Genomic DNA, 3,812 nt, shown 5'->3' with positions numbered 1-3,812 from the left:
GCTCGGCGGCATCGTAGAGCTGCATCGACGTGACCTGCAGACCGAGTCCGGTGAGGGTGTTCCGCGCCTCCTGCTCGGTCATCCCGACGATGTTCTGCGGGATCGTCTTCTGCCCCTCCGCCATGGCCACGGTGNGGACGATCTGCCCGTCCGGCTCGATCTTCTCCCCCGGCTCGGGGGAGACCTTCATGACGTGATCCGGCTCGTACGCGGTGCTCGTCTCGTTCACCCGCTGCGGCTGCCCCTTGTAGCCCGCCTTCTGCAGCCGCTTGAGGGCCTCGTCGTAGGTCTGGCCGACCAGACCGCCCGGGATCGTGAACTGGGTGGCGACCGTGTCCTCGTCGTTCTTTCCGCCGAGCAGTGAGCNGGCGAGCAGCGCCACCACGACGAAGACGAGGACGGCGCCGAGCCCGGCGAGCACGAACTTCCAGACGGGTGAACCACCGCGGTCGTCGTCACGGTGGCTGGGGGGCGCGTCGTCGTACCCGCCGCCGTCACCGAAGCGGCCGGGCGAGTCGTAGCGGTCGAAGGGACCGGTCTGCTCGAACCGGTCGTAGGGCTCGCCGCGAACCCTGGTGCGGTCGTCGTACTCGTCGTAGCCGTCGTCGTAGCGGCCGTCGGAGCGGTTGTCGTAGCCGCCCGGGCGGCCCAGCAGCGCGGTGCCGGCGGTGGCCGGGCTCTGCGCACCGAGCATCGTCTCGTCGGCCGCGCCCATGATCATGGCGTGCACCCGGTGCCCGCTGAGCGCGCGTTCCAGGTCATCGCGCATCTCGCCGGCGGTGGTGTACCGGTCGTCCGGATCCTTCTCCATCGCCTTGAGCACGATGGCGTCCGCCTCGGNGGAGATCCGGGGGTCGTGACTCGACGGCGGCGGCGGGATCTCCCGCACGTGCTGGTAGGCGACCGCCACGGGGTTGTCGCCGCGGAACGGCGGCTCACCGGTGAGCAGCTCGTAGAGGAGCACCCCGGTGGAGTAGACGTCGCTGCGCGTGTCGNCCCGCGCGCCGCGGGCCTGCTCGGGCGAGAGGTACTGCGCCGTCCCGATGACCGCCGAGGTGGCGGTCATCGTGGACGATGTCGCCGTGGTCGCCCGGGCGATGCCGAAGTCCATGACCTTGGCCGCGCCGTCCGCCCCGACCATCACGTTCGCGGGCTTGATGTCGCGGTGGATGATGCCCATGCGGTGGCTGTAGTCCAGCGCGGCGCAGACCTCGGCGGTGATCTGCATGGCGTACCGCTCGTCGAGCGCGCCGCGGGCCTGGAGCACCTCCCGCAGGGTCTGGCCCTCGACGAACTCCATGACGATGTACGGGAGCTGCGTCCCGTTGATGACGTCTTCGCCGGTGTCGTACACCGACACGATCGCGGGATGGTTCAGCGAGGCCGAGGACTGGGCCTCGCGACGGAACCGAGCCAGGAAGGTCGGGTCGCGCGCCAGGTCGGCGCGCAGGGTCTTCACCGCGACCTCGCGCCCCAGCCGGATGTCGCGGCCCCGGTAGACCTCGGCCATGCCGCCGTAACCGATGCATCCGCCGAGTTCGTACCGCTCACCGACGAGTCGGGGCTGAGCGTCGTATCTCTCAGTTACATCCGTCACAGATTGTCACCCGTCGTCGGCTGGGGTACGCCGGCCACCACGGTGCCAGCCGCCTCACCGCCCATACCGACGATCTTGCCGTCTTCCGGTGTGAGATACAACACATGGGGCGGGGCTGCGGTGCCGGTCTCGGACCCGCCCGCCTCCGCGAACCGGCGGGTGATCACGGCCACGACCAGGACAGTGAGCAGCAGCAGCGCGATGAGGACGGGGAGCGGAAGCCGACGCCGGCCCCCCGTCGCCGCGGGACGGCGCCGCGCCGCCCGCCCACCGCCCACCGGGTCGGCGGGATCATCCGCCCAGGGCGGCGAGGACGGCTGGTACAGCGTGTTGGCCGGGTCGGCACGGCCGTTGTCGCCCCGGTCGCCCGGCCCCCGCGAGCCGGTGCCCTGGCCGTGGCTGGCCGCGTAGTCGGCGAACTCGCCCGGGCTGTAGAGCCGCCCGGTGCCCCCGCGGGACGGTGGGTGCCCGGGGCCGCCGGCCGGCTGGAGCACGGTGGCCGGACCTCCCGGGCCGGCACCTGATCCGGCGCCGGGGCCTGGCCCCATGCCGGGCCCGCCCGCCGGGGATTCCGGCCCGGGGGGTGCCTGCGTCCAGGAGGCACTGCCCGGCCGGTTCCAGGACGGGGCCCGGGGAACGCTCGGGGCGCGGGAATGGCCCGGTCCGAAGCTCGGCGGAGCGGACGGCGCGGGATGGCGGGCGGTGGCGTCCGGTGTGGCGGGACCGTTCCACCGGCCGGCCTCGGCGTTCCACAGGCTGCGCCGAATGCTGGCCGCCGAACGGGCGAAGGCGCCCGCCGAGCTCGGCCGCCGGGAGGCGTCCTTCGCCATGGCGGACTCGACCAGCGACCGGACCTGGTACGGGATGTCGTTGGGCAGCGGGGGCGGCGTGTCCTGCTGGTGAGCCATGACGACGACGATCGGGTTCCGGTCGTCGAAGGGGCGCCGCCCGGCCAGGCATTCGTAGGCGACCACACCGAGCGAGTAGACGTCACTCGCCGGCGTCACCGGACGGCCGGACGCCTNCTCGGGGGAGACGTAGTAGGCCGTCCCCATCATGATCCCGGTCGCGGTGAGCGGGGCCGCGTCCACCGCGCGGGCGATGCCGAAGTCGGTGACCTTGACCGCTCCGTCGTGGCGGATCAGCAGGTTGCCCGGCTTCACGTCCCGGTGCACGACACCGAGGGCATGGGCCGCCTGCNGCGCGTCCGCCGCCTGACCGAGGACGTCCAGCATCCGGTCGGGGGTCAGCCGCTTCTCCCGGTGCAGGACGGCCGAGAGCGGCTCACCCTCCACCAGCTCCATCACCAGGTAGGCGGTCGGGTAGTCGTCGGCGGTCGACACCTCGCCGTAGTCGTACACGGAGGCGACGCCGGGGTGCGACAGCCGGGCCGCATGCCGGGCCTCGCCCCGGAACCGCACCAGGAAGGACTCGTCACTGGCGTACTCGGGGCGCAGGAGCTTGACGGCGACCGGACGGCCGAGGGTCTGGTCGAGACCGCGCCAGACCTCACCCATGCCGCCGGTCGCGATCCGACCGTCGAGCCGGTAGCGGTTGTCGAGAACAGTGTTGGGGGACGCCGCGCCGGCGAACGGCTGCGACGGCGACGGGCTGTTGGCGGATGTGCTCATCGTTGCGTGTCCAATGCGGCCTGCATGACTTTCTGGGCAACGGGCGCTGCGACAGCGCCGCCGGTTCCGAGCTCCNCGCCTCCGTCCTCGACGATGACCGCCACGGCGACCTGTGGCGAGCTTGCCGGCGCGAAACCGACNAACCAGGCGTGCGGTGCCGCACCGTCACCGTGTTCGGCCGTGCCGGTCTTGCCNGCGACAGCCACTCCGCTGATCTGCGCCCGGCGGCCGGAACCCGATGTCACGACGCTTTCCATCATCGTCGTGAGCTNGGCCGCGACCTCGGGTGTGACGGGCCTGCCGAGCACGGTGGGTTCGGTACGGCTGATCCGTTTCGTGTCCGGACCCTGAAGCTCGGATACCAGGTACGGCTTCATCCGGACACCCCCGTTGCCGATCGCCGCCGCCACCTCCGCCATCTGCAAGGGCGTCGCCTGCACGCTGAACTGGCCGATCGCGGACTGTGCCGTCTGGGCCCCGTCCAGGTCGTCAGGGAAGATACTGCGTGCCTGCTGGAGCGGGAAGTCGTCGATCGTCGCGTTGAAGCCGAATGCCTCGGCCTGGGCCCGCAGAGCGTCGTCACC

Annotated in this window: 3 protein-coding genes and 10 pseudogenes; all 13 read right to left on the bottom strand. The window is 71.9% G+C overall.

Annotation, left to right across the window (positions count from 1 at the left end; genetic code table 11):
* Positions 1 to 134 (bottom strand): annotated as a pseudogene (locus tag UG55_RS43275) (hypothetical protein); the annotation flags it as partial.
* A 1-nt stretch (position 135) separates the two neighbouring features.
* Positions 136 to 366: pseudogene (locus tag UG55_RS43270) on the bottom strand (PASTA domain-containing protein); the annotation flags it as partial.
* Position 367: 1 nt separating this feature from the next.
* Positions 368 to 840, bottom strand: a pseudogene (locus UG55_RS43265) (serine/threonine-protein kinase); the annotation flags it as partial.
* A gap of 1 nt (position 841) precedes the next feature.
* Positions 842 to 995: pseudogene (locus tag UG55_RS43260) on the bottom strand (hypothetical protein); the annotation flags it as partial.
* Between the two features lies 1 nt (position 996).
* On the bottom strand, positions 997 to 1,597 hold a 601-nt coding region (locus UG55_RS43255), incomplete at its 3' end, for a protein kinase domain-containing protein (RefSeq protein ID WP_242425071.1).
* Positions 1,594 to 2,621: pseudogene (locus UG55_RS43250) on the bottom strand (serine/threonine protein kinase); the annotation flags it as partial. The pseudogene UG55_RS43250 and the gene UG55_RS43255, both read right to left, overlap by 4 nt.
* A 1-nt stretch (position 2,622) precedes the next feature.
* Positions 2,623 to 2,797: pseudogene (locus tag UG55_RS43245) on the bottom strand (protein kinase); the annotation flags it as partial.
* A gap of 1 nt (position 2,798) precedes the next feature.
* The coding region (locus tag UG55_RS43240; RefSeq protein WP_242425070.1) for a protein kinase domain-containing protein at positions 2,799 to 3,228 on the bottom strand (430 nt) is incomplete at its 3' end.
* Positions 3,225 to 3,303: pseudogene (locus UG55_RS45760) on the bottom strand (hypothetical protein); the annotation flags it as partial. The gene UG55_RS43240 and the pseudogene UG55_RS45760, both read right to left, overlap by 4 nt.
* Before the next feature lies 1 nt (position 3,304).
* A pseudogene (locus UG55_RS43235) lies at positions 3,305 to 3,368 on the bottom strand (hypothetical protein); the annotation flags it as partial.
* A 1-nt stretch (position 3,369) separates the two neighbouring features.
* Positions 3,370 to 3,422, bottom strand: a pseudogene (locus UG55_RS43230) (hypothetical protein); the annotation flags it as partial.
* Between the two features lies 1 nt (position 3,423).
* Positions 3,424 to 3,499: pseudogene (locus UG55_RS43225) on the bottom strand (hypothetical protein); the annotation flags it as partial.
* 1 nt (position 3,500) lies between these two features.
* Positions 3,501 to 3,812 (bottom strand): penicillin-binding transpeptidase domain-containing protein (locus UG55_RS43220; protein WP_255360530.1); only part of this gene is annotated, 312 nt, incomplete at both ends.

Origin of the sequence: Frankia sp. EI5c, from assembly GCF_001636565.1 — a bacterium.
Classification (GTDB): domain Bacteria; phylum Actinomycetota; class Actinomycetes; order Frankiales; family Frankiaceae; genus Parafrankia.
The sequence above is the reverse complement of the archived record's forward strand: the minus strand, read 5'-3'. Positions and strand labels throughout refer to the sequence as shown.